This is a genomic window from Pelagicoccus albus, from assembly GCF_014230145.1.
Lineage (GTDB): Bacteria > Verrucomicrobiota > Verrucomicrobiia > Opitutales > Opitutaceae > Pelagicoccus > Pelagicoccus albus.
Window position 1 is genome coordinate 940,951 of the sequence record NZ_JACHVC010000013.1, and the last position, 24,046, is coordinate 964,996.

Sequence of the window (24,046 nt, forward strand, 5' to 3'; positions counted from 1 at the left end):
TTCAGGCCGGCTCGTTTACGACTCTCCATGTCCCCAGACAACCCTGTCTCCAATCCTAAACTACGGACGAACTCAATATGAGTGTAAGCAATAGGCCAATACGCCGACCATGGCTAGCGATCCGAAAGGAGCTCAGCAGCAAACGTCAGTTTCTGCTCACTCTCTGCTCCTTCATCCTGCCACTTGGCACGTGGTGTCTAGTCAGTTATACGCCCTTCATCTGGCACCCGGATATGAAGCTGGAGATCTCCGCCGATAGGGAAAACGTTACAGTTGTTTACACAGCGGGGGACCACGTGAGCAAAGAGTTCTTTCCGACTATTGTTCGTGAAGTCAGAGCTGAAAACGTGAAGATCCTGGAGGACCGAGAAGCAGGCGTCGAACCTTCAACCTCTGGCAGTAGAGTGCGGAGAGCCAACCAGAAACTACTACGTCACCTTGCCCCTTACGCAGTCGCGAAAAAGTGGCTCGCTTCCCAAGACAAGGAAAATGACGACGCGATCTACGAAGTTTGGAAAGGTTTAGCCACAGGAGAAGTTAAAGCCTCTTCCTCGGGACTTTCTTCCGAAAACCTTCAGGTAATCGAACGCAACTGGGAGCTGCTTTCCGAAAGGTCTGAAGTATTCGATTCCAAACTACTTCCAGAGACTCCTCTCGAAAAGCTTGTCCCGCAAGCGCGCCCGGCCAACCCCGTCTACCTACCAGCTCCGCACGAAGTTCTATTCCGCGGCTGGGAGATTTTCACCCAAAACACGCCAGAAGACGAAGTCAGTATGACAGATCGATACCTGCACTCGCTGCGGATCGTCTTCTTCGGATTTTTCCTTTCCTGCCTAGTCGGCATACCACTCGGTGTCCTCTGCGGAGCCTACGACTTTTTCTCTAAGCTCTTCGAGCCATTCATCGACTTCTTCCGCTACATGCCAGCCCCCGCCTTCAGCACCTTGCTGGTAGCCGTCTTCTTAGCCCACGACGCTCCTAAGATCGCCTTAGTCTTCGTAGGCACCTTCTTCCAAATGGTTCTCGTCGTATCCAATACAACACGACTTCTGGACGCCTCATTGCTTGAAGCAGCCCAAACTCTGGGAGCGAAAAACTTTTCTCTACTCCGTCGTGTAATAATCCCGGGCATCACACCAAACCTCTACAATGACATGAGAATCCTTCTCGGCTGGTCTTGGACTTGGCTCGTCATCGCGGAATTGATCGGCGTCAAGAGCGGCCTGACTGAATTTATCGAGACACAGGGACGCTGGCGGAATTTCGACGCGGTATTTCCGATCATCATTCTCATTGGCGTAACAGGGTTCGTCACGGACCAGATCCTCTCATCCCTTCGCCCCTATCTTTTCCCATGGACCCCGGAAGCCGCCGACAAAAAGCGAGGCCCCTTCGGACGCTTCTTCATGTGGCTCACAGACCGCAGTGTCTACCTTTCGCCTAAAAACTAGCTAAGCAAACTTTGCCATGTCTCAACTTCATACAGTAGATCTTCCATCCTACAAGGAGCAGCCAGCCGAGGTTAAGGAGCGCTTTAAAAAACTCTACCAGCGACCGGTTAAGCTGGAGGTTAAAGGACTGCGTAAGTCTTTCACCACTACGAAGGGCTCCGTCGACGTACTCAACGGAGTCGACTTCAAGGTACACCGGCGAGAGTTCGTGTCGGTAATTGGGCCCTCTGGCTGTGGCAAGTCGACATTGATCCGCATCCTCGCAGGACTGGAGGACGCCAGCGGCGGGTCGTTCCTCTTAGATGGCTCACAACCAGAAGGCCCTGGGGCGGACCGTGGAATGGTCTTCCAAGGCTATACGCTCTTCCCGTGGCTTTCCGTAAAGAAGAACGTCATGTTCGGACTTGAGACCGCCGGACGTTCCGGGCCTAGCGTTGAATCGGAAGCTCGTGAATGGATCGAGCTGGTGGGCCTGAGCAAATTTGCCGAAGCCTACCCGAGCCAGCTTTCGGGAGGTATGAAGCAACGCGTCGCCATCGCTCGCGCTCTGGCGAACCAGCCTAGCATCCTCTTCATGGACGAGCCGTTCGGAGCCTTGGACGCCCAAACTCGTTCCCAGATGCAGTCTCACCTACTCCAGATCTGGCGCAACGTGGACATCACCATCATGTTCGTTACCCACGACTTGGAGGAAGCCATTTACCTTTCTGACAGAATCCTAGTCTTGAAAGCTCATCCGGGTGAAGTTCAAGAATTCATCGAGGTTCCCGTGCCACGCCCACGTTCCTCAGAGCAATTTCTCAGTACCGAGTTTTTGGCTACCAAGAAACGTCTCGAAGAGCTGATACACCCTCGCACTGAAAAGTCGGGACCGGGGATCCAAATCACCCGTATGACTGAAGTGGGAGACGACGTTGAGTAGAAAAATGGATACGTCGCCAAGCAAACAGTGGGAGGAATTAACCTGGGAAGAGATCCAAGACCTGGTCTCTTCTGGGATGGACGCGGTCATCCTTCCTGTAGGGGCAACGGAGCAGCATGGGCCACACTTAAGCGTCGGCATGGATTCCATCCTTGGCAGGAAACTTTGTTATGAAGTCTCGAATACGACTGGAGTTCCCTGTCTGCCGCTACTTCCCTACGGCAGTTCGCTCGGACACTCCCATCGCTGGCCCGGAACTCTTTCCTTGAGTCCAAACACGCTCATTTCAGTCGTCACCGATATCGCCGACTGGCTCTATCCCGCCGGGATCCGGAAACTCTTTATCATAAATTCGCACGTCACCAACGAAGCGCCCCTAAGGTGCGCCTTGGAGATGATCAGATCCAAGTACGACGACTTCAGCGTCGCCCTTTTCAGTACCGGAAAACTAACGCCAGAAATTGCGGATGAGTTTTCCTCAGATGCCTCTGACTGGCACGCCAATGCAGCAGAGACGAGCCTCATCCTTCACTTGGATCCTTCTTCCGCCCGGCCAAGAAAGATCGCGAGTTCGGACGATCCCGATCGTACCACCGATTGCGTGTTCTCTCATCCGGTTAACCGAACAAGCCTCAACGGCGTTACCGGAACCCCAAGCCTCGCCTCCGCAGACGCAGGCGAAGCTCTATTCGCAAAGCTGCACGACTCCCTAGTGGAGTTAATCAACAAGGGACTGAGCGAAACACCGCCCCTTCCAAACTCATATTTCACCCCTCAAGACTAACCTCTCACTTTCGCGTCCATCGGTTTCGAAGCAATAACCGATGCTGACGGCAAATCGCATATCACCATGACAACACCATCTGACATTTATCAAACGCACAACACCGCTCGAGGCTTCGCGTACGACGAAACGTATCCATGGTCTGACGACCAGCTAAACGCCATCCAGACCTCCCTTCAAGAGGCGGGCGTTAAGTACTGCGTTGGCTCCTACGTCGACATCCACGGTACTCCCAAGGGCAAGTTCGTGCCCCTCTCCCACTTCAAGCATTTCGCCCACGGGTCCGAACTCTACACCGGATACGCTTTGGATGGTATCGGACAAGCTCCCAACGACGACGAGATCGCGTCCGTCCCAGATCTGGGAATGATCATCCCGCTCCCTTGGAATCCGGAAGTCGCATGGATCCCTGCTGACAACACGCTCCATGGCGAACCATACGAAGTAAGCGCCCGCGTCGCGCTTCAGAAAGTTCTCGCCCAAGCGAAAGAGATGGGCGTGGGTATGAACTTGGGTATAGAGGCAGAGCTATTCGTTCTCAAGCAGACGGAAGACGGTCGTCTCGAAATTCCAAATGCTGACGACAACCTGACCAAGAGCTGCTACGACATTAAGCGTTTCATGGACCGCTACGATTGGTTGGACAAGATGGCCACCGCCATAGACGACTTGGGCTGGGGCCTCTACTCTCTCGACCACGAGGACGCGAACTCCCAATTCGAGTTCGACTTCAACTACGCAGACGCCCTCACCATGTGCGATCGCTTCACCTTTTTCCGCATGATGGCGAAACACTACGCGGCCGAAGAAGGCTTGGTTGCCACTTTCATGCCCAAGCCTTTCGCTGACAAAACCGGAAGCGGAGCTCACTTCAACATGTCGCTCTACGATCTCGAAACGAAAGAGAACCTTTTCAAGCGACCACACGCCGAAGACCCTCGCGGGCTGGGAATTACCGAAATGGGTTACCACTTCATGGCCGGTATTCTGAAACACGGCCCCGCCCTCTGCGCCACCTTCGCACCTACCGTCAACTCCTATAAGCGATTGGTCAGACGAGGATTGATGGCCTACTACTCATGGGCTCCTGTATTCAATTCCTATGGACGCAACAACCGCACCAATTCCCTTCGCGTACCAATGTCCGGCGGTCGCGTAGAGTCCCGCAACGCCGACGCGGCTTGCAATCCTTACTTGGCCGCTACGCTCGTCTTGGCAGCAGGTTTGGAAGGCATTCGCGAAAAGCTCAATCCCGGCGACCCACAGGAAGTCAACCTCTACGAACTCTCGCCTAAGCAGATGGAGGAGCGCGGTATCAGCGAGTTGCCGACTTCGCTTAAGGAAGCCGTCGCTGCCTTCGCAAACGACCCCTTCACCAAGGCTACACTGGGCGAAACCCTCCACTCGGAATTCATCACCTACAAGTCTGAGGAATGGCGCCAATACCACCAAAGCATTAGCCAGTGGGAGGTGGATCGCTACGCCCGACTTTATTGAGAAAGGGCTTGAAGCATAGGCTCTATTCGTATTACTTTTCTTTTAATTCGTAATACTTTACTAATCATGACAAAAGCCATGGCCGATCCAGCCGAACGCGTAAGCGTCACTATTCCTCGATCCGTGCTCGCCAAATTCGACAGCGTGCTAGAACAACGCGGCTTCTCGAACAGGTCGCAAGCTATCGCCGAGATCCTGAATCGTGAAATCATCGATGCGAGTTCCGAGGAAGTCGATCAGGTCATGGCTGGCACCATCACGATTTTCTACAGCACGCTTCGTAACAACCTACAAAGCACCCTGAGCAAGATCCAGCGAAAGCACATCGCGGAAGTGATCAGCTCTCTGCATGTCCAACTGGAAAACGACCACATCATGGAGGTGCTGGTCGTGCAGGGCCCAGCTTGGAAGCTTCGGGACATAGCGAACGAACTCATCACCTGTAAAGGGGTTAAGACCGGGAACCTAAACCTCTCCTCTACCATCATTCCGCCGCTACATCAAAAGTAGCCAAGCAACTCTTATCCAAAGCGTCCGATGTCTATCATTCATCAAGAAAAACTAACCGGGGCCGGGATGTGGTCCAAAGTGATCAAACGGGGTCGCACCCTCAAGATGACCGACCTCGAAGGAGGAGCCAACGTCGGTATGCTTCTCTACAATGCCTACGAGAAGCACGAACGCTACAACATGCCGGATACGCTTAAAGGGCAGTACATCTTCAACTTGAAAGCGCCCTATTGCCTGCACTCGGATATGGGACGTCTCTTCGCTTCGATCGTGGAAGAAAGTAGTGGCTGGCATGATACGGTCTGCGGAGCATCCGATGCGAAAGCGGTTCAGGAAAAATACGGTCAGGGCGACTACCAAGAGCTTCGCAATGATTTCTACCGCAACGCCCAAGAGTGTTTCCTAATAGAACTAGCAAAGTGGGGACTAGGAAAACGGGATCTCGTACCAAACATCAACTGGTTCTCGAAAGTCGTATCTGACGAGGCTGGCAAGCTGAGCTTCGTCGAGGGACATAGCAAGGCGGGTGACTCGGTGACATTGCGGTTCGAACTCGACACCTTGGTTGTTCTAAACACCTGCCCTCACCCTTTCGATCCATCGACCGAATACACACCCAAACCCGTCGCCCTCGAAATAGGCGAAGCGGATACAGTACAAGATGACGACCCTTCTCTTCTGGTCCGTTCCGAAAACCAACGAGCGTTCCACAACACCAGCGTCTACAACAAGCTGCGTTTCTAGACACCCGCGATAATTTCAACCATTTCTACCGTGCTAAAAGAATCATCACTCGATCCAGCGAACGCAGTCTATCGACAAGTCGTCAAAGCCGGCGACCACTGGAGCCACGTCATAAAGAAAGGGCAGACTTTCCGTATTTTGGACCTCGAAGGTAACCAGGCGGCGGATACGCTATTTTACAACGCGCACGATCCAGTCGACCGCTACTCGGCCAGTGACACGATCCGTTGCCAACAGGCACTCTACCTGACGACTGGCAGTATGCTAATGTCCACTGGAGGCCACGCGTTGCTCGAGATCACGGCGGATACCTGCGGGCGCCACGACACTATCGGCGGAGCCTGCTCGCGAGAATCCAACACCATGCGCTACGCCATAGATAAAGAGCCCATGCACGCCTGCCGGGATTCCTTCATCTGCGGACTCCACTCTCACTCCGACGACCTCGGAAAGCGGGACATCACCTGCAACATCAATTTCTTCATGAATGTGCCCGTCACCCCCGAAGGTGGCCTAAGCTTCGAAGACGGCATCAGCGCACCGGGTCGCTATGTGGAAATGGTCGCCCTCATGGATGTGATCGCGCTCATTTCGAATTGTCCGCAGCTGAACAATCCTTGCAACGCCTACAATCCGACTCCCGTCGAGGCGATCATCTGGGACTAGCCTAATCCAATACCTAAAACGGCTGCAACCGAGACTTCCCAGCAGCAAAGCCAACACCTTTCTCGCCCACTACCGTGTTTAAAAAAGTTCTCATCGCCAATCGTGGTGAAATCGCCTGTCGCGTCATTCGCACCCTGAGCAAAATGGGAGTCCAGTCCGTGGCCGTCTATTCGGATGCTGACCGTTTCGCCCAACACGTGGACCTAGCGGATGAAGCGGTTCGCATCGGACCTGATCCCGTCAAGGACAGCTACCTGAACGTTGCAGCGATTCTCGAAGCGGCAGAATCGACCGGAGCGGAAGCGATCCACCCGGGTTACGGGCTATTGTCTGAAAATGCCGATTTCGCCTCAAAAGTTGAAGCTGCCGGTCTTGCCTTCATCGGCCCCACTCCGGAACAGACGATCAGCTTCGGCCTGAAACACACAGCTCGTGAAATCGCGATCGAAAACCAAGCTCCTTTGCTCCCCGGTAGTGGGCTTGTTGATACCATCGATGAGGCCTGTTCAGGGGCGGATAAGATCGGCTACCCTGTCATGTTAAAGTCTACCGCGGGTGGCGGCGGAATCGGCATGCGACTCTGTTGGTCGGAGCAGGAGCTGAAGGATGCCTACGAGTCGGTCAAACGACTGGGCCAAAACAATTTTTCCAATGCGGGCATCTTCCTCGAGAAATTCGTCGAAAAAGCACGCCATATCGAAGCCCAAATCTTCGGAGACGGAAAAGGCAAAGTCATCGCCTTGGGTGAACGCGATTGCTCAGTGCAGCGGCGAAACCAGAAAGTCATCGAAGAGACCCCTGCTCCAGAAATCAGCGAAACGCTTCGTAAGGACCTTTTGGATACCGCGGTCCGCCTCGCCAAATCAGTCAACTACCGCTCCGCCGGCACCGTGGAGTTCGTCTACGATGTGGAAGCGGCTCAGTTCTATTTCCTGGAAGTGAACACTCGCCTTCAGGTCGAGCATTGTGTGACCGAAGAGGTCACCGGGGTCGACTTGGTCGAATGGATGATTCGACAAGCGGCCGACGAAATGGACGATCTCGATTCCATCAAGGTGGAATCGAAAGGCTGCGCCATCCAAGCCCGCGTCTACGCGGAGGATCCCAACAAAAATTTCCAGCCGTCCTCCGGCTTGTTAACTGAAGTCAGCTTTCCCTCGGATATCCGAGTCGATAGTTGGATTGAAACATCCACTCAAGTATCCGCCTTCTACGATCCGCTCCTTGCGAAGATCATCGCCAAAGGCGAAACCCGCAAAGACGCTATCGACAAGCTAGCAACCGCGCTAGTCGACTCTCGCATCAAAGGTATCGAGACCAATCTGGAATACCTGGAAAGTATCTTGGCCGCACCCGAGTTTACGGCAGCTAGTCATACGACGAAGTTTTGCGATTCGCTGATCTACCATCCGCGCACCATTGACGTTTTGGAGGCAGGTACGCAAACCACGGTTCAAGACTACCCGGGTCGCGTTGGTTACTGGGACATCGGGGTGCCTCCTTCCGGTCCCTTCGACTCCTATGCCTTCAGGTTGGGAAACAAGATTCTTGGCAACTCCCACGACGCAGCGGGTCTCGAGATAACCGTAACCGGTCCGACTCTCGCTTTCAACCACGCCACCACCATCGTGCTAACGGGAGCAAAAACGAATGCCACGCTCAATGGTGAAACGGTGGAATTCTGGCGCCCGATACCGATCTCTGCCGGCGACGTTCTGGATTGCGGCAAGATCGTCGAAAACGGTTGCCGCGCTTACCTCGCGGTGCAAGGCGGCTTGGATCTGCCCGATTATTTGGGCAGCAAATCAACTTTTACCCTTGGACAATTCGGGGGGCACTGCGGACGGACGCTGCTCATTGGAGACGTTATCCACTTCCACCCTCAAACAAGCGACGAATCCTCTTCCGAATCGGAACTCCAAGCGCTTTCCAGCGTACTCCCGTCACAGATTCCCGAATACAGCAATCAATGGACGATTCGTGTACTCTACGGACCTCATGGAGCTCCCGACTTTTTCACCGACGAGGATATCGAAACCTTTTTCGCCAGCCGATGGGAAGTCCACTACAACTCCGCCCGCACGGGCGTCCGCTTGATTGGTCCAAAACCTAAATGGGCTCGCACCGATGGAGGCGAAGCGGGACTTCACCCTTCCAACATCCACGATAACGCTTACGCGATTGGCGCGATCGACTTCACTGGCGACATGCCAGTCATTCTCGGTCCCGATGGTCCGAGCTTAGGTGGCTTCGTCTGTCCGGCCACTATAATCAAAGCCGACCTTTGGATGATGGGACAGCTCAAGCCGGGCGATCAAGTGCGCTTCGAAAAGGTCGATCAAACGACAGCGACCAAGCTAGAGCTAGCCCAGGAATCGGTTTTCGACTCCTCCGTCGCGGAGACAGTTTCCCCTGCCCAATCTCGCTTCGGGCTCGAAGACGCAGTTTTAGAAGTCCTGGACGAGCAACCGATTTTCGATCGGCCGTCTGTGACCTATCGCCGAGCGGGCGACAAGTATTTGCTGGTCGAATACGGCGAGATGAAGCTCGAGCTAAACTTGAGATTCCGAGCTCACGCTCTCATGGAGGCAGTTCGAGAGAATGCGATTCCTGGAATCTTAGAACTGACTCCTGGCATACGGTCCTTACAGATCCACTACGAAAGCCTGGAAATTTCCTTGGACGAGCTCCTGACTCGCCTGAAATTAATCGAGCAGGAGCTTCCCGCAATTTCGGAGATGAAGGTTCCAACTCGAACCGTTTACTTGCCTCTATCCTGGGACGACGAGGCCACTCAACTAGCCATTAAAAAGTACGAGTCCGTTCGCAAGAACGCTCCATGGTGCCCATCGAACATCGAGTTCATTCGTCGCATCAATGGCTTGGATTCCATTCAAGACGTCAAAGACATCCTCTTCAACGCTTCCTATCTAGTAATGGGATTGGGTGACGTCTATCTCGGAGCACCCGTCGCAACACCAGTCGACCCTCGTCATCGCCTAGTCACTACCAAATACAATCCTGCCCGTACATGGACTCCGGAAAACGCGGTGGGAATCGGTGGAGCCTACCTGTGCGTCTATGGAATGGAAGGCCCCGGCGGATATCAGTTCGTGGGCAGAACGGTGCAGATGTGGAATCGCTACAAGCAGACCAAGGACTTCAAGGAAGGAAAGCCATGGCTGCTACGCTTCTTCGACCAAATCCGCTTCTATGAGGTTTCCGCGGAGGAATTGCTCACCATGCGGGAGGATTTCATACATGGCAGATTCCAGCTGAAGGTCGAAGAGTCGACTTTCGATTTGGCGGAATACAACGAGTTCCTCAACAAAAACGAGGAATCCATCAAGTCCTTCAAAACCAAGCAACAAGCCTCCTTCGACGAAGAGCGACAACGCTGGATCGAAACAGGTCAAGCCACCTACGTTGCCGACGATGCGGGAGCCCCTCCTCAAGAAGAGAGCGAGATCCCAGAAGGCTGCAAAGCGATCCAAAGCCACGTCCCCGGAAGTGTCTGGAAAGTGAACTGCTCGGAAGGAGACCAAGTGAAAAAAGGCGACACCCTCTTGGTTGTCGAATCCATGAAGATGGAAATCAATATAATGGCCACAGCCGATGGTGTGGTCGAAAAACTGCTTTCTTCCGAAGGCTCGCCTATCAACAAGGGCCAAACTCTCGCTATTCTCCGCGTCGAATCCGATCCTGCATGAAAGACCTTTCCTTCGATTTCCAAACACTGCGATCCGCATACCTTAGCGGAGAAACAACTCCCTCTCAGTTGATCCAGGAGATTCTTAATCGGATTGAATCGGGCGACTCCAAAATTTGGATATGCGTCGATACAAAAGAGCGGCTCTTAGCTCAAGCGGCTGAGCTAGAAAAACAAGATATTGAAAGCCTTCCGCTCTATGGCATTCCATTTGCCGTTAAGGATAACATTGACGTAGCAGAGCTACCAACCACTGCCGCCTGCCCAGACTATCGATACTTCGCGGATAAAGACGCTACCGTAGTGGCCAAACTCAGAGCAGCCGGAGCGATCCCGATCGGCAAAACGAACCTCGACCAATTCGCAACCGGTTTGGTGGGAGTTCGCTCGCCCTACGGTTTTCCTGGGAACGCGTTCGACCCTGATTACATTCCCGGCGGATCGAGCAGCGGGTCGGCTGTATCCGTAGCATTGGGACAAGTCTCTTTTTCACTGGGAACCGATACAGCGGGTTCCGGACGGGTACCTGCCTGCTTCAACAATTTGGTGGGACTCAAGCCTTCACGCGGCCTACTGAGCAACACGGGAGTCGTGCCAGCCTGCAAGTCCCTTGACTGCGTATCTATTTTTGCCCTCAACGCTTCCGATGCCCAGGCTGCTCTGCGTAGCGCTTCAGGCTTCGACGCAACGGACCCATTCTCGCGACCACAGCCGGTACAACTGGACACCACGAAAAAGTGTTTCCGGGAGGGCATGACTTTTGGTGTCCCCTCTCCCGAGCAGTTGGAGTTTTTCGAAAATCAGGATTACTTGGACCTCTACCTAAAATCCGTCGACCGACTCGAATCGATAGGGTTCAAAAAGCAGATCGTCGATTTCGCTCCTTTCCTCGCAGCGGCGAGGCTTCTCTACGAGGGTCCCTGGGTCGCGGAACGCTATTGGGCAATTCAAGACCTCATCAAATCGGCTCCCGAAAGCCTGCATCCGGTCACGCGAGCGATCATCGAAAAAGGGATCGAAGGAACCGCAGTCGATGCCTTCGACGCGAGCTATAAGCTGCAAGCTTTCCGCCAAGAAACGGAGTCGGTTTGGGAGGAGATTGATTTTATTCTCAGCCCAACCGCTGGCACGCATTACACGATCGCCGAAGTCGAAGCCAATCCGATCCAGCTGAACTCGAATCTTGGATACTATACCAATTTCATGAACCTGTTGGACCTCTCCTCAATGGCAGTTCCGACCGGCTTCACGCCGAAAGGCATGCCGTTCGGCGTAACGGTAATTGCTCCAGCCTTTCACGACGAAAAGCTACTGGTTGTCGCCGACCAACTCCAGAAAGCCAGCGAGCTCCCACTTGGAGCGAGTCAGCATCGCGTAAACTCCGAGCTATTGCCTACTTGCTACGACTCTATTCCGATCGCCGTCTGTGGAGCTCATATGAGCGGTCTGCCACTAAACGGACAACTCACAGAGCTCGGGGCGACATTCTGCCAGAAGGCATCCACCAATGACAGCTACCGGCTGTTCGCCTTGGCCGGAACCACGCCTGCCAAGCCGGGAATGATCCGAGATGAGACAAACGGCGGAAAAATCGAATTAGAAATTTGGGATCTACCTAAGACACAGTGGGCCGAATTTATCGCTCAGATCCCATCTCCGCTTGGCATTGGAAATATAGAACTTATCGATGGCCAATACGTAAAAGGTTTCCTCTGCGAGTCCTGGGCCACTGCAGGTGCCAAAGAACTTACCGCTTTGGGAAGCTGGCGGGTCTATCTGCAATCTGAGCGATAACACGAGAACGTTCGGCGAATACTACTCGCGAAAAGCTTGTTTGCCCAAAATGGCTAGGAACAGCAGGCAAGCGCCCATAGCCCCTGCGATGGGTCCGGAATCGCTCACATCGAATGGGCGCTCCTTGGATTTATATTCATCCGCGAAATAATAGACTGTCCAAAATCCAGGGCTCGCCCTCAAGATGTGAAAGTGAGCATTCCAATGAAACTCGCTCAATCTTTTCGGTTGGGCTGAAACCATCTCTCGTCCACCAGAGGTTCGCCATTTTGCCACTTCAGAGGAGCCGTCGCTACTGGCGGTTCCCGATAGGATTACGTTCTGATCAGAACCTTTCGATTGGTTACAAAGCAGTAGCAGCAACAGAACGTAACTCGCATACCTAACCAAGATTTTCATGTCGCATTTATGTAGGTATTTTTACTTTTTTATTCAAGCTATTTACGCCTATTTCCCTAATTAAGCATATCTAATACCTAATATACCCCCAGTATATGCATGCGCTAACTACTTAGCGGCGTGGAAGTTACCGGATTTCCGTAGGGAAAAAGAGCGGTGAAAAAAACAATTTGGAAGGTATACGGTATCCATTCAAATCTAAGATCGCTCCCCTAATACAAGCTAGGGTGCTTTCCTGGAAATTCGTTAAACATTAGCGAATCAGCGCAGCAAAGAGCTCACTTACTTCATCCGATCGAAACTTCAAACGATCTAGAGGATTCAATCTAACACCTGTGCCGAACAATCGAGGCACAATACGAATCCGAAGATATGAAGCTCACCTTCTCTAAGAAAACTACCCTAGCGTTCGCGACTCTATCCGCATGCTGCCTGATCACAGGCGCCATGGGGTTGAGAACAACCCACATGGTCCTAGAGGACATGCATACATTTTCGGACGACGTCTTGTCAGCAACGGACTCTCTACTTCAACTAGACCGAGATCTTCACCAAGCCCTTATAGCACAGCTGATGCTGGAGAATGCTGACGAGGCAGATTACCCCAAATACATAAAGTCCGCAGAGGAAAATATAAGTCAGGTTGAAGAGCGTTGGGGTAACTTCAAAAATCAAGCCAGCTCTTACTCAACAAAAGAAGTGAAGAGTTTCGAGAGAGATTTTGAAAGAGGCTTTGCCCAATGGAAATCTGAAACAAGCCAAGCGATCTCATTACTTACAAGCAACCAGCCGGGGAGTGTAGTCGAAGGCATTAAACTGGTCAAAGGGCCAGCTTTGGCCACTTTTGACAAAAGCAGAGACCAGATCGATAAGCTAACCGAAGTACTTGAGCAGCAAACTGATAAAATTAAAGCAAGTGCTGATCAGGCAGCCCAGATAGGGATCATCCTAGTATCGGCAACTGGCATCATAAGTATCGCTCTCGGCATTTTCCTAACCTGGCGGTTCGGATATGACGTGTCGAATAAACTCAAGAACATCGCTCTGAACTTGTCCGACACAGCAGACCGGACAGCTGAGACCACCACCCAAATCAGCAACAGCAGTCGCTTGGTGGCAACGGGCGCATCAGAGCAGGCTGCAGCCCTAGAGGAAACGAGTGCGTCACTAGAGGAGAGCGCCGCCACGATCGAGGGAAGCGTAGATGCAGTACGAAAGATCAAAAAGGTATCTGAAGAAACCAATAAGGCCGCCCAACAGGGATCAGAGGAAATGGATACCATGATCGAGGCTATGAAGCTGATCGCTGATTCTAGCACAAAGATATCCATAACGCTTAAGACCATCGACGAAATCGCATTCCAGACCAACATCCTAGCCTTGAACGCAGCGGTAGAAGCCGCTCGGGCTGGTGAAGCTGGAGCCGGATTTGCAGTGGTGGCTGATGAAGTTCGAGCACTCGCTCAACGCTGCGCAACCGCCGCGAGGGATACCTCAGACCGTATCGAAGAGTCGACTCAAAGAAGCGAAGCGGGACTTAAAACGAGCGAGAGAGTCGCCGAGATGCTCACCAAAATCTGCAGCAAGGCCTACGAAATGGACGACCTCATGACCAACATGACTACCTCTGCACAAGAGCAGTCAGCAGGTATTGCCCAACTCAATACAGCACTCAGCCAAATGGACCAAGTCACCCAAAATAATGCTGCTTCCGCCGAAGAAACGGCAAGCGCGACCTCTCAACTCGAGGGAGAAACCCAAAAGCTTAACACCATGGTGATCGAGCTAGCTGACCTCCTGGGGCTGGCAAATTTGGAAGCTCATCTTGAGGAGAGCAACAAGGCCTTAGAATCACACTCTTGGGACCTATCCAGAGAGACCTCTCCGCGTAAAGAGTTAGTAGACTCGATGTCGGACTGGAACTAAAATTTGAACAACTAGATACCCCTATGAAACTAAAAACAATCTTCGCTTCTCTAGGAATCATCCTAGCATCTGCATCAGTTAACGCCGACGATTTCGGTGATGTCTGGTTCACTGGCAATAGTGCAAGTATCGATCTGAGCGATACGCTTAGCACTAAAAGCCACCTTGAACTAAGACTCCCAGATGCCGAGGAAATTGGATACGTCCGCTTCTCGCAAAAATTCTACACAAAACTGGACAATGGTTGGAAGCTAGGGACACATCCTACTTTCGAGAATTCCAAGAAAGGTGACGACTGGAACAGCACCTACCGATTTGATGTGGAGTTAAACCCGGCCAAATTCAAGGTAGCGGAAAAGGGACCTTCGATTAGCATGCGAAACCGCTGGGAACTACGCTGGAAAGAAGGAAAAGGCAGCGAGCTGTTTCACCGTATTCGCCAGCAAACGAAAGCCACTTGGAGTGTGGACCTCGGTCCCTTCAAATCATACTCCATTGCGAACGAAGCTTTTTATGAGGTAGATAAAAGCAAGTTAACCATCAACCGCTTCTACCCCATTATGCTCGGCACCAAGCATGCAGAGAAAGTTAAGGCCAGCTACTACCTTTTGTATCAGAGTAAACGCTCAGGCACCACATCGGACTGGAATGGCTCGTTTATCCTAGGGGCCTCCTACAGCCTCTGATCGCGACCTACAACCTACGTTCTCTGGGCTTACTCGAGCCTAGAGGACGATCTTAACTCCCCGCCTTAAGTAAGTGGGGGCATCGAGATCCTGGCCTTCGAATAAAGTGCCAGAAGAGTTCTCGAATTCACCTTTGGGATCCCCTTCCGAGAAAGAGAATTCTTCTTGGGAGGCGGAGCTAAAGGTTTTGGTGGCAGTTGGTTTCGGTTTCGAACCATGTGCCTTGGACTGGGTCGATGACGAGATGCCTGAATCCGTAGAGGGCTTACGCGTTTTGACCACCTTCGTAAAAGGCACGCTCGTTACCTCACTGGTGCCCAAGATACAGATCTCCACGGAATCGCCTAATTCCTCGTCCACGACCGCTCCCATGGTCACGTTGGCATCCGCTCCGAATTCTTCGGCAACCGCCTCCATGATCATTTGAGTATCGGCCATTCCAATACGGGTACCGCCAACGATGTTGACCAGCAATTGATCCGCCTTTTTCGAGAATTCAGGAGTATGTAACAGCGGACAAAGCTTCAAATTTTCGATGGCCTCAGCTGCCGCATTTTCTCCTGCACCCGCCCCAATACCAAATAGGGTCTTACCCGCTTTTTTCGCTAGCATCTGCCGCAACTGAGCGAAGTCTAGGTTGATCATCCCAGTCTTGTTCATCATGCACCAGATCGACTTGATCGCCTTCTCTATCCATGCATCCGCCTTTGCGAATGCGTCGAGGAGCGAGGCATCTGGATCGGACTCTTGAATCAGCAAATCATTGGGCAAGGGAACGACGGCATTGCATGTGTCACGCAAACGACGGAGACCTTCTTGTGCTGTATTGGCCCGACGGGCCCGCTCGATCGTGAAGGGCAAAGCAACAAAAGCGATAACGATAGCGCCCTCTCTCAAGGCTTGCTCAGCGATAATCGGAGCGACCCCCGTCCCTGTGCCTCCGCCGAGACCAGCAGCGATGAACAACAGGTCCACGTCCTTTACGAGTTCATCGATTACCTCGACATCCTTGCGGGCTGCTTCCTCTCCCACTTCGACATCCCCTCCGGTTCCCAAACCTCCCGTAACAGTTTTACCGATACAACGTTTGGACACGATGGGGGAATCGGAGAGTGCTTGCTGATCGGTGTTCACTGCGACCAGCTCCACACCAGAGAACTGCGAAAGTACAAGGCGGTCCACGATATTGGATCCGGCACCCCCAACTCCGATAACCTTCATTCGCACTCCGGTCGGAGTCCCAATATCTTCGTTTTCCAAGTCGCTCATGATTCAGGGATAGGGAAGTCTCTAGGCCTTCTGGAAAAGGGATTTCAAGCGACCAAAAATGCTGCTTTGCCGGTGCTTGCTGTAACTATTTTCACTCTGGTACTGGAGACCGTAATGCAACAAGCCCAGAGCGGTGCTGAACTGCGTATCCTTAAGCTCGCCAGTCGCCATAGCGGAGTTATCCCCCGCGTGTGCCTGAATCCCGAATACATTTTCAGCGCACTGATCTATATTAGCCAATTTGCTGGTGCCTCCCGCCAAAATCACACCGGAAGCAAGCTTATCGGGGTTGAATTGCCCTCCCAGCTTCTTCAGGACCACTTCGAAAATCTCCGAAACTCGCAATTCGATAATCTTCTCGATGCTCCAAAGCGGTATTGGGCGATCGCCGATCTCGAAATCGTTATTAAGCCAAACTCGTTCCGTTTTGTCCTTATGCTCTAAGATTGCGGACCCATACCTTAATTTCAGGCTCTCTGCCTGTTTGAGCCGCATGCGTAAGCCTATACTTAAGTCGTTGGAAATATGGTCGCCTCCGATTGGCAAGCACCCTGCCCGCATGCAAAAACCGCCCATGAAGAGAGCATAGTCAGTAGTGCCACGGCCAATATCGATGACCAAAGCCCCACTTTTCTTCTGGTCTGGGGTTGCCACTGCAGCGCTGCTGGCTAGCCCCGCCAAAACGATATCGTCTACATGTAAATTGAAAGCATTGATGATGTGAATCGAATCGCTGATTTTCCTCGAATCACCGTGCATCGTCCAATAGCTAACTTCGAGCCGATCACCCTCCAATCCGACAGGAGTATCCACTTGCCTACCATCCAAGACAAACGGCCTGCGCAAATGATGAATAGTCGTGCGGTTCTCAGGCAACTCTCTTCCCTGAGCGAGAGAGCAGACATGATCCGCGTCGTCCTGCTGCACAGAGCCTTCCGTGTCCCTGATGTTGACCGAGGCCTCGCTGGGAAACCCTTCGATGTGCCCACCCGACTGCGCCAAGTATACTCCGTCTATGGAGACACCTGCTTGGCTTTCTGCGGCCAATAGAGCCGCATGCACACAATCGCTGGCTAAGTGGTAATCGACGATCTCTCCCTTCACAATTCCTTGCGAAGACGACTGTCCAAGGCCGATCACATTGAGCTTACTTCCCTCATGGATTTCTCCGAGAAGCACAGTCACCTTGCTCGTACCAACGTCTACACCTGCGATTACCTTCGTCTTATACACCTTGCTCAGACCGTAGGGCTGACTCCTTTTCGAATAATTTCAACCCGATAGTGAAAAGTCTTAAAGCGTCACCGGGACCTGATCTTCCAAAGTCAGGTCGACTCGCTTCAGCGACGGATGCCCGACGCTCCTCGCATAGTCGATAATGTAGTCTAAACGACCCAGCTGATCCCTGAAGTCCATATTTCTGTCGAAGTGTATCTCTCTGGTTCCAACAGCTTTGACGATGATGCGTCCCTCGTGTTCAAGGGAAATAACTCTCCAGCGAGCATAGAGATGCTGAGCGATCGCTTGGGCGTCGGATAACAGCTTCGCAACGGCATCGATATCGCCTATCGGCGCATAGCCGTCAGCGGCTTTCGAAAGTCCCACCCCAGCTAGGTACGGCAATTTGCCAGCAATATTAGGATCAAGTTGCTCTGCTTCGAAAACGACCCCTTCCTCATCCGCGAATAGATCCAGTTTTTCACCGTTAGGTCGGACACCAATCAAACGGACAATGGGGTTCCGCTCCGATACGGAGACTTCCAAAGCATCTGGAAACCGGCGAGAAACCACTGCTTCTTTCACCTGGCCAATCGCCTCTAATTTTTCCTTCAGCAAATCAAGGTCTATACTAAGCAGATTAGCGTCTTCCTCGATTCCCAAACGTTCCAATATAAAGCTGTGATCCAAGCTGCCATCCGTTTGCACATCGATCAGCACAATCGGCATGGATTCGCCGGCCTTAGTAAGTAACTCCGGCCCCGCCTCTAATTTTGGGGCCAAATAGATACCACCTGCCGCTATCGCGCCCACGAATAATGCCACTGCCGCAAACTTGGCACGGCCCAGCCAAACTCGGCGCTCCGATGCGGAGCTCATCGCCTTCGGCTTTACACTTTGGTCGATGTCTTTCCACGTATTCGCTTTGCGCTTACGGCGAGTTGCTGTCTTGGTTTTCTGAGCGGCCATTTCGTCGATTGGTTTAACGAGACTTATACCTCAAAATAGCGGGTTCGACAAGCTTTTGCACAAGTTCATCGAAATTGTATCCACAAACGGATGCGGACATGGGTAACAAGCTCGTTTCCTTGAGCCCGGGGAGCGTATTTATCTCAAGAAAAAACAGATTCTCGTCGGCATCGATCATACAATCGATCCGGGCGAAGTCTCGACAGTTGCATGCCTCAAAGGCAATCGTAGCCAGATTCCGGATGCGCTCGCTCAGTTCATCCGACAATTCGGCTGGAGCGATGTATTCGGTCAACCCCTTCGTATACTTGCTGGTAAAGTCAAACTGCCCGCTCTTGGGACGAATTTCAACCACGCCCATCGCCTTGTTGTGAAGAATCCCGACCGTTACCTCTCTTCCAACTACGCGGGGTTCGATCAACCAACGACCTTTCAGGCAATTCTTGAGAGACGCCTCGATCTGTTCTTCGGTTGAGGCAAACATAAGCCCCACGCTACTGCCCTGATCCACAGGCTTTATAACCACAGAGCTTCCCAAACGACTAACCACTGCGTCGACACTCGGAAGCTTCCCGCCCTCAAAAACGAGGTCGTCCGTCACAGGAACTTCAGCCTCGCTGAGCATTCTTTTGGTAGCGACCTTGTCGAAGGTCAAACGGCTCGAAGCTTCGTCACAACCGGCATAAAAGACGCCGGCGTCATCCATCAGCTTTTGAGCAGTCCCATCTTCGCCAAAACTGCCATGCAAGGTGGAGAAAACTACGTGTCTCGATGGATCTAGCCCTTCCGGCAAATGCTCCGTGGATTGGATATCAAATACATCCACGTCAAAAAATTTGGAGAGGGCTGCCGCGGCGGCCTTCCCTGAGCCCAATGAGACCTCTCTCTCGTCGGAGGTGCCGCCCAAGAGAACTGCAATTCGAAAGTCTTTCATCTCAAGGCATCCTCCCATTTAGAGCCAAATAGAAGCACTTCAGGATGGAGTTCGACACCCTTTCTTTCTTTGGCCACTTTTCGCGCAAATTTGACAAGCTCCACCACATCTTCGCTCGTCGCTCCACCTCGATTGATAATGAAGTTACCGTGGACTTGGCTGATTTCCGCTCCTCCGACAACTGCCCCCTTAAGTCCTAGTTCGTCGATGATCCGACCGGCTGAGTCTCCATCCGGATTCTTGAAAATACAACCGGCACTCGGTTCGCGAGGTTGGGATTCCTTCCTCTTATTTTGATAGGTATCTATCGTCCTACGGATCTGATCGGGGACTCCCTTCTGCTCCTTGGATACAAAAACAGCGTCCAAAGCGATCGCGTCTTCTAGCTCGCGACAGTACCTGTATCCAAAATCCAAGTCTCCTTTTTTCGCTTCAAGAACCTCTCCGTCGAGAGTAGCGAAGCGGATCGACTCGACCACATCGAAAACCCATCCGCCCATCGCTCCAGCGTTCATTCGAAGTACTCCGCCCAAACTCCCCGGGATACCTTCCAAGAATTCAAACCCTTGCAGCCCTTCCTTGGCAGCCTGGCCGCAAAGTGCCTTGATACGCATACCGGCTCCCAGTCTGGCACGTCCCTCGCCTAGCAATTCAAATCGACTCCAATAGGGATGACTCAGTCGGATCACTAATCCAGAGACTCCACTATCAGCAACTACCAAATTTGATCCCCGGCCAAGCGGCAAAACCTCAATCCCCGCCTTTTTGCAGGCCTTGAGCGCCGCGAGAAGTTGGGAAAGCGAGGCCGGTTCCAGATAGCGCTCCGCTGTACCGCCCACTCGCATGGTCGTCTTGTTGGCTAGCGGTTCATCGGCCTTAATCGCAAGCGAGAAGTAAGAAACTTCGGCAAGGGAGCGATAGAACTGTCCCCATCGTTTGTCTTGCTCGGCGAGGAGATCGCTTAGTTGCCGGGCTAGCTGGTCCCCGACGCCAGCTCCAAGAAAGATGATTCTAGTCTTAGGCTGTTGCGCTCTGGCAAAAAGAGTCCCGATCGGACCAACCTTATCCGAAATGTAGCAAACGCGTTGATTCCTTTTTCGGCAGGCTTCGTAGAGATCAGTCCCCATGCCGCCTTCTTGTGGATCTTCGCTGGCAGCATAGACATCGAGCAGCACCAATTCTTCGCAGAGGGAGAGAGAGTTAGCCAATTCCTCTTTTAGCTCTCTAGTACGCGAATAGCGATGAGCTTGAAAAACAACTACAGTTTGCCAGCCAGGCACATTTTCCACGCACTCCAGCAAAGACTGAATCTCCCGCGGGTGGTGGGCGTAGTCTTCGAACACCTGGGTCTCCGGACTATTAAACCAGCAGCGTTGCCTGCGTTTGACTGAATTCATTTCAAAAATTTGGCCTTCCAAAATTTCAGATCCCATCGCGTTTGCCGCCAACAATGCACAAGCCGCGTCATAAAAGTTCATCTCTCCCGATCGATTGAGGAGTACGGTTGGCAATGCTTTTTGCCCCTCCAGGCCCAGCCATGTCCAGCCGCTTCCAGCTGGTTTTGCGTGTAGCACGCTATCAACGCCCACCCCGACCCAATCCACTGCCGAGTCTACATCAGGGCAAAGTCGCTCCTTAAGAGATCCATCAAAAATGACAGTGCCAGAGGTTCGCCGAGCCAAAGACTCAAAAGCAGCAAAATATTCTCCCTCAGTCTTGTAGCGTGCATGGTGATCGTGATCCACATTTAAGATCAGAGTAATCTCCGGCGAAAAGGAATCGATCGTGCCGTCGCTTTCGTCAATTTCAGCGACCAACCAGTGCGAGCCAGCAAAACGGCTAGGCGCCTTTTTATCGTAAAGAGCTCCCAATAGATAATCGAAATCAAACCCGAGGGTATCCAGAATATCGATCAGCATGGCGCAAGTGGTAGTCTTTCCGTGAGATCCTGATATCGCCACAAGTCGCTTACCCTGAGCAATCAAAGCCAAGCATTCCCCTCTCCTTAAAAGAGGTTTTTCCGCTTCCCGCATTTTACGATAGGCGGGGTGAGAGGGAGGGATGGCAGAAGAGTACACCAATGCCTCGCATCCCTCGTCAAAGGGCTGGACCAATACGCCACAGGAACGGAGCAAGGTCTCCGCGTGCTCGCCAAAAGCATCGTCCTCGGCCGAAACGATATGTCCTACTTCAGACAGGTAGATGGCCAGTGGCAGCATCCCCGCTCCCCCCGCGCCCAGACAATGGATACGTTCCGGAAGGGACTCTATCATGTTTCGACACGACGCTGGGCGCGTCCCAGCATATCCAAGCCATCACTCGAAATGATGCTCTCCAGATCATCGGCCATAAAGGCTCGCACATCTACCCGATCCGCCAATTCGAGATTTTTCCGAAATTTCTGAAGCAACCATTCGTTGTAAATCACTTCTTTAATCTCTTCCAACATGTCACCCAAGAACTCTTGGGACATCTGCATCCCGCAACCCAATTTCTCGAAATTCTCAGCATTTGCGATCTGGTGATCATCCGCAGAGTATGGATACGGAACTAAGATTCCCGGAGCACGGCACCGAATCATCTCGGCGATGCTTCCCGCACCAGAGCGTGATACCACGAAATCGGCAGCACTTAGGATTGTGGCCATGTCGTCACTGAAACCTTGGAAGACATGTTTGATATCTCCTCCCTTAGGCGACTTCTTAGTAACTACTTTGTCGGAAGACGAGTCTCCGGTTAGACAGAAAACCTGTATTTCCTTTTGGCTGAGCGCGTTCAAGCTGGTCTCTACCCAGTTGTTGAGCGACTGAGCACCTTGGCTTCCGCCCATGATAGCTAGAACTTTCAAGCTTGGATCCAGTCCGAGCGATTCTTTAGCGGCAGACTTCGACATACTCACGATTTCGTCTCGGACTGGCATGCCCAAATAGCGGATACGACTAGATCTTTTAGTTCGTATGCGAACACCTTCAGGTAAGTAGATGCGGCGAGCAAACCAGCTAACGATGCGCGTCACGCGCCCAGCAACGCGATTGGCCTCGTGAATCACAGTTGGCAATCCAGCGAGAAAGCCAGCCAACATAGCAGGCATGGTAAGAAATCCGCCAAATCCAACCACGACTTGAGGCTCTAAGCTCCGAATCATTCGTCGGCATTTCAGAGTACCCTTCATCAGGCTGATCAAAAAAAGTGCGAGCCGGTCCGGACGAACAGAGAAGGGTCTGCCATCGATGGTGTCGTACTTGAATTGTCCGTACTTTCTAACCAATCGTGAATCGACCTGCTTGTTGCTAATCAGTAGCGTGCACTCCCAGCCTCTCGAGCTGAGCTCTTCCGCCAAAGCGATTCCCGGGGACATATGACCGCCAGTCCCACCACATGCAATGATGGCCCGTTTCATCCTTCGATATCTTTCAGTTTGCGTTTCGACTGCTGAAGTACCGGACCCTTCCAAGCCATACTCGTATTCAAAATGATCGCTACAAATATACCCATCGTCAAAAAGTTGGAGCCCCCGTAACTGATAAAGGGGAGTGGCAATCCTGTGGTAGGAAGCACACCAGTTACCACGCCTAGGTTCAGGATAGATTGTACCGATATCATCAATACGCTTCCCGCTGCGAGCAGATACTGATAGGTGTTAGGGGCCTTGCGGATATGCAAAATGCCAGCGACAAATAACACAAAGTAGGCCACGACTACAGCGAGGGTGGCGATCATGCCGAGCTCTTCTCCAATCACGGCGAATATGAAGTCGTTATGGGCTTCAGGCAGAAAGCTCTGCTGTTGGCGGCCATTGCCTAAACCAACTCCATCGATCCCCCCTGCCCCGAAAGCCAGCAGAGCTTGCCAACCCTGGTATGCATCGCCCGCTTTTTCGGCCTCCATGTTCCAAAAGGCAGTTAACCGGCTCCATCTCTCGGCGTCGTTATAAATTAGCCCCACGACCCCGGCCAATCCCGCTGTGACCGAAGGTACCAGATAGAGCAATTTCACTCCGGCCAGGTAAAGCAATCCGACCGCAACCATCACGTAGATCAAGGCGGTGCCGAGGTCTGGCTGCGCTATCACCAATCCGATGTAAACCGCCATACCGATCGATGGGTAAATGAAGCCTCGAAAGAACTTCTGATTATCGCTACGGATAACGCTGAAGTAGTGGGCAATGAAAAATACAAAGCCGATCTTAGCTAACTCCGCTACTTGAAATCCGATAGGGCCTAAACGGACCCAACTGCGACTTCCATTGATCGTGGTCCCGATGCCAGGTATGAAAACCAGCAAGAGTAAGCCGATTCCCACGGCATAGCCGAACCAGACAAAGCGGCGAATCCAGTCGAGATTCACCAATTGGATAACCAATCCCACAAGCAAGGTCAGCCCGATCCACATGGCTTGCTTCTCGATGAAGTAGTAAGGCGAAGATTTGTGGATATGCAGGCTCGCGCTAAAAAGAATCGTGACTCCCAGGATCGTCAGGATCGCGGCGCAGGCGAGCACGACCGCCGCTGGATTGAGGACGCCACTGTGGCCAATCTGCTCTTTTTTCTTCGCTTTCGACATGCGAC

Annotated in this window: 19 protein-coding genes; 11 read left to right on the plus strand and 8 right to left on the minus strand. The window is 52.4% G+C overall.

Going from position 1 to position 24,046, the window contains the following annotated elements; all coding sequences use genetic code 11:
- The first annotated feature begins 77 nt into the window (after positions 1-77).
- From H5P27_RS19140 to atzF, 9 genes are all read left to right on the plus strand, one after another.
- Positions 78-1,451 carry an ABC transporter permease gene (locus H5P27_RS19140; RefSeq protein ID WP_185662031.1) on the plus strand — a complete coding sequence of 458 codons (1,374 nt, stop codon included), beginning with the start codon at positions 78-80 and terminating at the stop codon, positions 1,449-1,451.
- Between the two features lie 16 nt (positions 1,452-1,467).
- A complete protein-coding gene (locus H5P27_RS19145; protein WP_185662032.1) occupies positions 1,468-2,373 on the plus strand; it encodes an ABC transporter ATP-binding protein in 906 nt (301 codons plus the stop codon).
- Between the two features lie 4 nt (positions 2,374-2,377).
- Positions 2,378-3,157: a creatininase family protein gene (locus H5P27_RS19150; protein WP_185662033.1), complete on the plus strand. Its 780-nt coding sequence runs from the start codon at positions 2,378-2,380 to the stop codon at positions 3,155-3,157.
- Between the two features lie 66 nt (positions 3,158-3,223).
- Positions 3,224-4,654 carry a type III glutamate--ammonia ligase gene (gene glnT, locus H5P27_RS19155; RefSeq protein WP_221774795.1) on the plus strand — a complete coding sequence of 477 codons (1,431 nt, stop codon included), beginning with the start codon at positions 3,224-3,226 and terminating at the stop codon, positions 4,652-4,654.
- A 78-nt stretch (positions 4,655-4,732) separates the two neighbouring features.
- The gene (nikR, locus tag H5P27_RS19160) at positions 4,733-5,164 is read left to right on the plus strand and encodes a nickel-responsive transcriptional regulator NikR (RefSeq protein WP_185662034.1); all 432 of its coding nucleotides are present in this window, start codon (positions 4,733-4,735) and stop codon (positions 5,162-5,164) included.
- 27 nt (positions 5,165-5,191) lie between these two features.
- Positions 5,192-5,908, plus strand: coding sequence for an urea amidolyase associated protein UAAP1 (locus tag H5P27_RS19165; RefSeq protein ID WP_185662035.1), 717 nt, complete (start codon positions 5,192-5,194; stop codon positions 5,906-5,908).
- Between the two features lie 30 nt (positions 5,909-5,938).
- A complete protein-coding gene (locus tag H5P27_RS19170) occupies positions 5,939-6,574 on the plus strand; it encodes an urea amidolyase associated protein UAAP2 (protein ID WP_185662036.1) in 636 nt (211 codons plus the stop codon).
- Positions 6,575-6,648: 74 nt separating this feature from the next.
- On the plus strand, positions 6,649-10,284 hold the full coding sequence (gene uca / locus H5P27_RS19175; RefSeq protein WP_185662037.1) for an urea carboxylase: 3,636 nt from the start codon (positions 6,649-6,651) through the stop codon (positions 10,282-10,284).
- Positions 10,281-12,077 carry an allophanate hydrolase gene (gene atzF / locus H5P27_RS19180; RefSeq protein ID WP_185662038.1) on the plus strand — a complete coding sequence of 599 codons (1,797 nt, stop codon included), beginning with the start codon at positions 10,281-10,283 and terminating at the stop codon, positions 12,075-12,077. Before uca ends, atzF begins: the two co-directional genes overlap by 4 nt.
- Before the next feature lie 21 nt (positions 12,078-12,098).
- Here atzF and H5P27_RS19185 read toward each other — a convergent pair whose 3' ends face one another.
- On the minus strand, positions 12,099-12,476 hold the full coding sequence (locus H5P27_RS19185; protein WP_185662039.1) for a hypothetical protein: 378 nt from the start codon (positions 12,474-12,476) through the stop codon (positions 12,099-12,101).
- Between the two features lie 372 nt (positions 12,477-12,848).
- On the opposite strand from H5P27_RS19185, the gene H5P27_RS19190 reads away from it, so the two are divergent.
- Complete coding sequence (locus H5P27_RS19190; RefSeq protein ID WP_185662040.1) at positions 12,849-14,402, plus strand: methyl-accepting chemotaxis protein; 1,554 nt, start codon at positions 12,849-12,851, stop codon at positions 14,400-14,402.
- A gap of 23 nt (positions 14,403-14,425) precedes the next feature.
- On the plus strand, positions 14,426-15,088 hold the full coding sequence (locus H5P27_RS19195; RefSeq protein ID WP_185662041.1) for a DUF2490 domain-containing protein: 663 nt from the start codon (positions 14,426-14,428) through the stop codon (positions 15,086-15,088).
- Between the two features lie 39 nt (positions 15,089-15,127).
- Here the strand turns inward: H5P27_RS19195 and H5P27_RS19200 are convergent, their stop codons facing one another.
- The 7 genes from H5P27_RS19200 to H5P27_RS19230 are packed head-to-tail and all read right to left on the minus strand — an operon-like array spanning position 15,128 to position 24,041.
- Complete coding sequence (locus H5P27_RS19200; RefSeq protein WP_185662042.1) at positions 15,128-16,357, minus strand: cell division protein FtsZ; 1,230 nt, start codon at positions 16,355-16,357, stop codon at positions 15,128-15,130.
- Positions 16,358-16,378: 21 nt separating this feature from the next.
- On the minus strand, positions 16,379-17,590 hold the full coding sequence (gene ftsA, locus H5P27_RS19205; protein WP_185662043.1) for a cell division protein FtsA: 1,212 nt from the start codon (positions 17,588-17,590) through the stop codon (positions 16,379-16,381).
- Between the two features lie 60 nt (positions 17,591-17,650).
- Positions 17,651-18,544, minus strand: a complete 894-nt coding sequence (locus H5P27_RS19210) for a cell division protein FtsQ/DivIB (RefSeq protein WP_185662044.1) — start codon at positions 18,542-18,544, stop codon at positions 17,651-17,653.
- A 13-nt stretch (positions 18,545-18,557) separates the two neighbouring features.
- Positions 18,558-19,478, minus strand: coding sequence for a D-alanine--D-alanine ligase family protein (locus H5P27_RS19215; protein WP_185662045.1), 921 nt, complete (start codon positions 19,476-19,478; stop codon positions 18,558-18,560).
- Positions 19,475-21,751: a UDP-N-acetylmuramate dehydrogenase gene (murB, locus tag H5P27_RS19220; RefSeq protein ID WP_185662046.1), complete on the minus strand. Its 2,277-nt coding sequence runs from the start codon at positions 21,749-21,751 to the stop codon at positions 19,475-19,477. Before murB ends, H5P27_RS19215 begins: the two co-directional genes overlap by 4 nt.
- On the minus strand, positions 21,748-22,878 hold the full coding sequence (locus tag H5P27_RS19225; protein ID WP_185662047.1) for a UDP-N-acetylglucosamine--N-acetylmuramyl-(pentapeptide) pyrophosphoryl-undecaprenol N-acetylglucosamine transferase: 1,131 nt from the start codon (positions 22,876-22,878) through the stop codon (positions 21,748-21,750). Before H5P27_RS19225 ends, murB begins: the two co-directional genes overlap by 4 nt.
- On the minus strand, positions 22,875-24,041 hold the full coding sequence (locus tag H5P27_RS19230; protein WP_185662048.1) for an FtsW/RodA/SpoVE family cell cycle protein: 1,167 nt from the start codon (positions 24,039-24,041) through the stop codon (positions 22,875-22,877). The genes H5P27_RS19225 and H5P27_RS19230 overlap by 4 nt, the downstream gene beginning before the upstream one ends.
- Positions 24,042-24,046 lie beyond the last annotated feature (5 nt).

Coding starts and splice junctions, on each gene's coding strand:
- H5P27_RS19140 (WP_185662031.1), top strand. CDS start 78: ATGAGTGTAAGCAATAGGCCAATACGCCGACCATGGCTAGCGATCCGA.
- H5P27_RS19145 (WP_185662032.1), top strand. CDS start 1,468: ATGTCTCAACTTCATACAGTAGATCTTCCATCCTACAAGGAGCAGCCA.
- H5P27_RS19150 (WP_185662033.1), top strand. CDS start 2,378: ATGGATACGTCGCCAAGCAAACAGTGGGAGGAATTAACCTGGGAAGAG.
- glnT (WP_221774795.1), top strand. CDS start 3,224: ATGACAACACCATCTGACATTTATCAAACGCACAACACCGCTCGAGGC.
- nikR (WP_185662034.1), top strand. CDS start 4,733: ATGGCCGATCCAGCCGAACGCGTAAGCGTCACTATTCCTCGATCCGTG.
- H5P27_RS19165 (WP_185662035.1), top strand. CDS start 5,192: ATGTCTATCATTCATCAAGAAAAACTAACCGGGGCCGGGATGTGGTCC.
- atzF (WP_185662038.1), top strand. CDS start 10,281: ATGAAAGACCTTTCCTTCGATTTCCAAACACTGCGATCCGCATACCTT.
- H5P27_RS19185 (WP_185662039.1), bottom strand. CDS start 12,476: ATGAAAATCTTGGTTAGGTATGCGAGTTACGTTCTGTTGCTGCTACTG.
- H5P27_RS19190 (WP_185662040.1), top strand. CDS start 12,849: ATGAAGCTCACCTTCTCTAAGAAAACTACCCTAGCGTTCGCGACTCTA.
- H5P27_RS19195 (WP_185662041.1), top strand. CDS start 14,426: ATGAAACTAAAAACAATCTTCGCTTCTCTAGGAATCATCCTAGCATCT.
- H5P27_RS19200 (WP_185662042.1), bottom strand. CDS start 16,357: ATGAGCGACTTGGAAAACGAAGATATTGGGACTCCGACCGGAGTGCGA.
- H5P27_RS19210 (WP_185662044.1), bottom strand. CDS start 18,544: ATGGCCGCTCAGAAAACCAAGACAGCAACTCGCCGTAAGCGCAAAGCG.
- H5P27_RS19215 (WP_185662045.1), bottom strand. CDS start 19,478: ATGAAAGACTTTCGAATTGCAGTTCTCTTGGGCGGCACCTCCGACGAG.
- murB (WP_185662046.1), bottom strand. CDS start 21,751: ATGATAGAGTCCCTTCCGGAACGTATCCATTGTCTGGGCGCGGGGGGA.
- H5P27_RS19225 (WP_185662047.1), bottom strand. CDS start 22,878: ATGAAACGGGCCATCATTGCATGTGGTGGGACTGGCGGTCATATGTCC.
- H5P27_RS19230 (WP_185662048.1), bottom strand. CDS start 24,041: ATGTCGAAAGCGAAGAAAAAAGAGCAGATTGGCCACAGTGGCGTCCTC.